A 6,492-nucleotide genomic window follows, 5' to 3' on the forward strand; every position below is an offset into this window, starting at 1 on the left:
AACACCTAACGACATGCCCTGGGCGCCTCACGCACTCTCGGATCGCGGACCTGTCGCATAGGCCAGCGGCGGCGCGATCGCCCGTACATCCGCCTGCTCCGCCACCCACAGTCCGATGAACAGCGCGGCGGTCGCCTCCAGCAGTCCGGCGCGGTCCAGGCCGCCCCCGGCCACCGGCTCACAGCCCATGTCCCGCACGAGCGTGCGTGCCAGGGCGAGTGCCGCCTCGTCGTCCCCGCAGATCGGAACGCTCAGAGGCTGACCGTCGAAGACCGGCGGGGTCATCCGCCACACGTCCTCGTGGCAGAGGTTGAAAGCTTTGACGACGTGCACGCCCGGTGCCGCCGCGGCCAGTCGGTGCGCCGCCGAGGGACCGCCTTCTGTCAGCAGCCGGAAGTCGGGCCCGATCGGATTAGCGCAGTCGAGCAGGACCTTCCCCTTCAGTGCCGACTGATGCTCCTGGACGATGTCGGCTCCGGCGCCGTACGGCAGTGCCGCCAGGATCACCTCTCCGTAGCCGACCGCGGCCTGCAGACTCCCGTGCCCCACACCGCTCCCGATGCGCGTCGCGAGCCGCTGGGCGTTCTGCTCGTTCCGGCCTCCGACGAACACCTCGTGCCCGGCCCGCACCCACTGCGTGGCCAGTGCGTCCGCCATGTTCCCCGTTCCCAGCACACCGATCTTCATCGACACGCCCCTCTCCGCATCTGCTCCAACCGCTTTCGGGACGACACTAGGAAACCCGTCAGGCACCATTTGGTACGTGACGACCGATGCCTACCTCGCCGACTGCCGCGCCCGCCTCGCTTTCGACCTCCTGTCCAACACCTGGAACGCCGTGCTGATCTGGGTCCTGCGGGACGGTCCCAGGCGCCCCGGCGAACTACGCGAGCGCATCGGCGGCATCAGCCCCAAGGTCCTGACTGAGACGCTGCGCCGGCTGGAGTTCAACGGGCTGGTGGCACGGACTGCCTATGGCGAAGCGCCGCCTCGTGTCGAGTACGAACTCACCGCTCTGGGGCGGACGTTGCTCGATCCGATCGACGCACTGGGCGCGTGGGCCTTCGAGCACGGCGATGAGGTCATGGCCGCTCAGGAACGAAGGGGTGGGTGAGCTCTCAGCCCGAGACCTCCCCACACGTTGCCGCCACGTCATCGGGATGAGTTCAAGCGCCGCCGGAAGATCAGCATGCATCCCAGAGTGAGGAACGTGCTCTCGACAACCCAGCGTTGAGCCGCCGATCAGGCGGACCGTGGCTGAATTGGCGAGGGGCCACATGGGGAGTGCGGTGGGACCCTCGGCTCTGGATTGCGGCTCAGGTCAGAGTGACGATGGGCGGTGGACGACGCGCGCCGGACGAACGGTAAGTCGTTTCCTGCAGGGCCTGGCGAGGGGGAGGTGCCAGTTGACCGTGCACTCCACAGAACTGACTGATCTGGTTGACAACCACCAGTACGTCGCTGCTTTGGAGGCGATCCAGCGGCTCGTTGCCACGGGCACGGCAGTGGACGAGATCCGGGACACGCGATACTCGGGCGATGCTCCACTCTGGGTGCGCATGCTGGACGAAGGACAGAGCGACGTAGCCGAGTTCGCCATCCAGGTCGGAGCTGATCCGAACGGGCGGTTCATCAACCGACCTGCCGTACTGCTGGCCGCCAAAGCGGGGTTCCATGCCCTGGTGGCTGCGCTGGCCGAGCACGGCGCCGACGTGAACGCTCGGAACGACGACGGGAGGAGCGCTCTTCACGAGGCGGCCCAATACGGTCACATCCGCGTCGTCGACGTACTTCTGGGTTCCGGAGCCGAGGTGGACAGCGTCGATCGCTGGGGGCATACCCCGCTGATGATCGCTGCCGTGTTCGGGGGCGCCGCCGTTCTGCGCCGACTCGTCATGGCCGGAGCAGATCCGAAGGTCAAGGACAGACTTGGCAACAACGCTCTGACCTATGCGACGAAGAACAACAACCAAGACGGGATCGACTACTTGAGCGCGCTGGACGCCGGAAAGTCCGGCCCGGAGTAAGCGCACGGACAGCGACAGCATGCCGAGCACGGGTGCGGACCTCGTCATTGCTGGGCCGCATGCAGACATCGCGCCGGCCGCGGACTACGAGCACCTGGCCGCTCGCAGTCAAGCTCAGGGTATCCCTTGACCGGCGGCTCGACGGCCGGCCAGTCTGCGCGGACCGAGACCCGGATCCAGCCCCTGCCATGACCGCCCACGGCATCGCACTCCGCCCCAGCAAACTGCCCGGGCACACGTTGCGCACCGCCATGTTGTCCGCCGGTCTCGGCACGTCGACACCGAGTCTCTCCCATGGCTGCCATCGCCGACGATCCGTTACCTCAAAGCCCGCCCCAGGGTGGCATCCCTCGTCCTGGTGTACGCCGCCCGGCCTGGTCGTCCCCGGCGTCGGCGGCGTGCTCCACATCGTCGCCGGTCTCCCAGGATGTCCAGCTGCGGCTGCGACCAGACAGTCATCCCCGCTGCCTTGAACACACTGTGTCTGTCAGGGCCCGCCAGACCCACAGATCCGCCCCCGACGTGCCGTCCGACGTCCGCTCGCCGGGTGTAGGCCGCCAGGCCGGTGAGCGGGTCGTGGAACGTGCCTCAGGAAGACTGACGCTGCACCAGAACGGTCGGCGTGATCACGGAATCGGCCCCCGGCTGCTCGGGGTGGTAGAGGAGACGCATCAGGAGTCTGACCATGAGGCGGCCCATGTCCTCGATGTCCTGTCGTACCGTCGTGAGCGCGGGGACCGCAGCACTGGCGACGTCGCCCATGTCGTCGAATCCGACGACAGCGACATCTTCGGGAATGCGGAGGCCGCGCTCCAAGAGGGTGCGTACCGCGCCCCGTGCCATGAGGTCGTTCGCGGCGAAGACCGCGTCGAGTCCGGGGCGCCGGTCGAGCAGCGCAGCCATCGCTCGGGCGCCGCTCTCCTCGGTGAAATCGCCCCGCTGCAGAAAGTTCGGATCGCCGTCGACCAGAACGTCGTGATAGCCGGCGGCACGGTCGACCGCAGAGGTCTGGTCGGACGGGCCCGCGATATGCGCGATTCTGGTGCGACCTGATGAAACGAGGTGGGCCACAGCCGCTCGCGCGCCTCCCCGGTTGTCGCAGTCCACGTAGGGGGCGCCTGGGGCGGATCCCGCAGGCGGCCGGCCCCCGAACACATAGGGCACCCTGCTGTGGGCAATCAGATGGGCGAGCTGATCGTCACTGTGCAGGGAGAAGGCGAGGGCCCCGTCGACATGTCCGCCCGACAGGTACCGGGCGATCCGGTCGTGATCGGACTCGCCCTCCACCCAGAGCAGCACAAGCTGGAGGTCGTTCGCCGACAGCTCCCGGCTGATCCCTCTCACCTGTCGCTCGAAGAAGGGGTCGGAGAACACCCGGAACTCCGGCTCGGCGATGATCACGGCCACGGCGCCGGTCCGCTGCGTCACGAGGGAGCGTGCCGCCTGATTGGGGACGTATCCAAGCTCGTCGACCGCCTTGCGCACCTTGTCGATCAGCGGTTGGCGCACTCCGGAGCCTCCGTTGACCACACGGGACACCGTCGCCCGTGAGACACCGGCGCGCGCCGCCACCTCCTCAAGGGTGGGGCGAGACGTCATCGTCTGCTCGGGCAAGAGGCTCTCCTGTTCTGCGCGGGAAGCGCGGGAAGCGCGGGAATCCTGCCAGGTCGCCTTTGCAGCATAGTCCCGCCCCCCGTCGACGTGAGAGCGCTCCCAGCCTTGTCCGGACAGCCCGCGCCCGGCGCCTCCGCGTACGTCGCATCCCGTGAGCGTCCCTGAGTGACGCGGCGCTCCGTCGTATACGAAACGGCGCGCGTGGTCATGGAGGCACCGGCACCCTCGGCGGCCTTTTCGCAGGCCGGTGACGATGCATCAACTGGCCGAACAGCGGTGGCCACGAAGCCTTCACGCCCTGAAGAGGCGCGCCCAGCCGTAAGGGATCTGGCTCAAAGTGTTGACCGCCTCACAGGGCCGCCCTACGTTAACGGCGACTTGAGAGCGCTCTCAGAAGGGTTGCGCATGAGATCTCGAAGAAACCTGTCACTGCTGACAACGGCGGCACTCGCCGCCACCGCTCTGAGCACTGTGGGTAGCGGTGTCGCCTCCGCCGCCACCATCGACGTGGGCAAAGGCAGTTACAGCGACGTTCGCCCGGCCGGCCGCCAGGGGCCGTCCGACAGCGGCGGCCAGGCGGTCAAGCCGAAGGTCACCGCCGCCGTCGCGGACCAGCCCGTCCCGACGAACGACTGGTGGTCGTCACTGGCCTTTCAGCGCTTCTCCAGCAATCCGTGGTCGGAGAACATGTACGGCCACCCCCTCACCTACAAGGCGGTCTCAGGCGGCCTGGAGGTCGGCTACCCGACCACACATCAGATCGTGGGTGACGGCCGCCAGTACGAGTTTGCGCACAAGGCCGACCTGACCCTGGGCCTCGCGGGTCTCAACTCCCCCGACGCGAAGGCGGACGGGTGGAGCGACTGGACCGTCAGCCCGTTCTGGAGCGACGGTACGCGCAGCCTGCGGACGACCATCGGACACGGGCTGCCGTACGTGTACGCCGAGGGCACCGGAGGGGCGGCGCAGATCAGCGCCGCGGCTGCACCGACCGTCTTCGCCGACCAGGGCAACGTCCTCGGTGTCACCATCTCAGGTCATGACTACGCGCTGTTCGCCCCGACCGGCAGCGACTGGACCGTCTCCGGCAACGAGATCCGAGCCGACCTGAGCGGCAAGAACTACTTCTCCCTGGCGGTCCTGCCCAGCAAGGAGGCGCTGGCCGACTTCAAGAAGTACGCCTTCAGCTTCGTGACCGGATCGAAGGTGGACTGGCAGTACAAGGAGCAGAACGGCGAGGTCACGGCGACCTACTCGCTGACCACCGAACCGAAGGAGGGGACCGAGACCGGCACTTTCCTCGCGCTCTACCGCCACCAGTGGCTGCACAGCGATGACCCGCTGACCGCCTACCGCTACGTCTCCCCGCGCGGCGAGATGAAGGTCCGCGAGGGCACGTCCTTCACGACCACCCAGAAAGTGAACGGCCTGCTTCCCGGCCTGCCGAGCGCCGCGGGCGTCGACAAGGCGAAACTCAAGGCATACATCAACGACGTACTGACGCAGGGCGATCCCTTCAGCGGCGCGGTCGACACCTACTGGACCGGCAAGGCCCTGGGCAAGCTCGCCCAACTCGTCCCCCTCGCGGACCAGGTCGGAGACACCGCCAACCGCGACAAACTGCTGAGCTTGATCAAGGGCCGTATGGAGGAATGGTTCACGGTCGGCGGCCCCTCCGAGTTCTCCTACGACAAGGACTGGCGCACCCTCATCGGGTACCCGGCCTCGTACGGAAGCGACCAGGAACTCAACGACCACCACTTCCACTACTCGTACTACGTGATGGCCGCGGCGATTGTGGCGCAGTACGACCCCCAGTGGGCCGCCGACTCCGAATGGGGCGGCATGGTCAAGGAACTGGTCAAGGACGCCGCCAACGCGGCGCGGAACGACGGCAGGTACCCGTTCCTGCGCGGCTTCGACGTGTACGCCGGCCATAGCTGGGCCGCCGGCCACGAGGCGTTCGCCGCCGGCAACAACCAGGAGTCGTCCTCGGAGTCGATCAATCTCAGCGCCGGCCTGATCATGTGGGGCGCGGCCACGGGCGACAAGGCGCTGCGTGACCAGGGCGTCTACATGATGACGACCGAGTCGGAGTCGATCGCGCAGTACTGGTTCGACGCCGACCAGCAGGTCTACCCCGAGGACTTCACCCACGACGTCGTGGGCATGGTCTGGAGCAGCGGCGGCGCCTACGCGACATGGTGGACCGCCAACCCCGAGGAGATCCACGGCATCAACTTCCTGCCCGTGACCGGCGGTTCGCTGCATCTGGCCCGCGAGAAGGACATGCTGCGGCGCAGCGTGGCCGAGATGGAGAAGGCAAACGGCGGCCCGGCCGTCGAGTGGAAGGACATCTTCTGGCAGGTCCAGGCCCTCTACGACCCCGCCAAGGCCATGCAGTACTGGGACCAGTGGAACGGTGGATACGTGCCCGAGGCCGGCGAGACCAAGGCCCACACCTACCACTGGGTCGCCACGATGAACTCCATCGGGGCGCCGGACATGACCGTCACGGCCAACTCCCCCACCGCCGTCGTCTTCGACAAGAACGGCACCAAGACCTACGCCGCGCACAACTACACCGCCGAGGCGTGCTCGGTGCTCTTCTCCGACGGCGGCGTGCTGAACGTACCGGCGCGGTCCACCGCGTCCGGCACAGGCGATGACACCGAGCTCGGTACCCTGTGCGGCGCTCCCGGCGACGACAAACCCAGCGCCCCCGGAACCCCCGTCGCCCAGGACGTCACCGACACCTCTGTCACACTGAGTTGGGAGGCGGCGGCCGACGACAAGGGCATCAAGGACTACGACGTCTACCGCGGCACCACCAAGGTCGCCACGGTCACCG

At 67.5% G+C, this 6,492-nt stretch carries 5 protein-coding genes; 3 read left to right on the forward strand and 2 right to left on the reverse strand.

Annotation, left to right across the window (positions count from 1 at the left end):
* Positions 1-27: 27 nt before the first annotated feature.
* Entirely contained in the window at positions 28-687 is a 660-nt protein-coding gene (locus tag DI272_RS01775; protein ID WP_258314861.1) for an NADPH-dependent F420 reductase, read from the reverse strand.
* Positions 688-763: 76 nt separating this feature from the next.
* Between DI272_RS01775 and DI272_RS01780 the strand changes: the two genes are divergently transcribed.
* Positions 764-1,114: a helix-turn-helix domain-containing protein gene (locus DI272_RS01780; protein WP_109493364.1), complete on the forward strand. Its 351-nt coding sequence runs from the start codon at positions 764-766 to the stop codon at positions 1,112-1,114.
* 298 nt (positions 1,115-1,412) lie between these two features.
* A complete protein-coding gene (locus DI272_RS01785) occupies positions 1,413-2,027 on the forward strand; it encodes an ankyrin repeat domain-containing protein (RefSeq protein ID WP_258314862.1) in 615 nt (204 codons plus the stop codon).
* A gap of 588 nt (positions 2,028-2,615) precedes the next feature.
* On the opposite strand, the gene DI272_RS01790 is transcribed toward DI272_RS01785, so the two are convergent.
* Complete coding sequence (locus DI272_RS01790; RefSeq protein ID WP_375138103.1) at positions 2,616-3,626, reverse strand: LacI family DNA-binding transcriptional regulator; 1,011 nt, start codon at positions 3,624-3,626, stop codon at positions 2,616-2,618.
* A 420-nt stretch (positions 3,627-4,046) separates the two neighbouring features.
* Between DI272_RS01790 and DI272_RS01795 the strand changes: the two genes are divergently transcribed.
* Positions 4,047-6,492: glycosyl hydrolase (locus DI272_RS01795; protein WP_258314424.1), on the forward strand; the 2,446-nt coding region annotated here is incomplete at its 3' end.

It is taken from the genome of Streptomyces sp. Act143 (genome assembly GCF_003143935.1).
Lineage (GTDB): Bacteria > Actinomycetota > Actinomycetes > Streptomycetales > Streptomycetaceae > Streptomyces.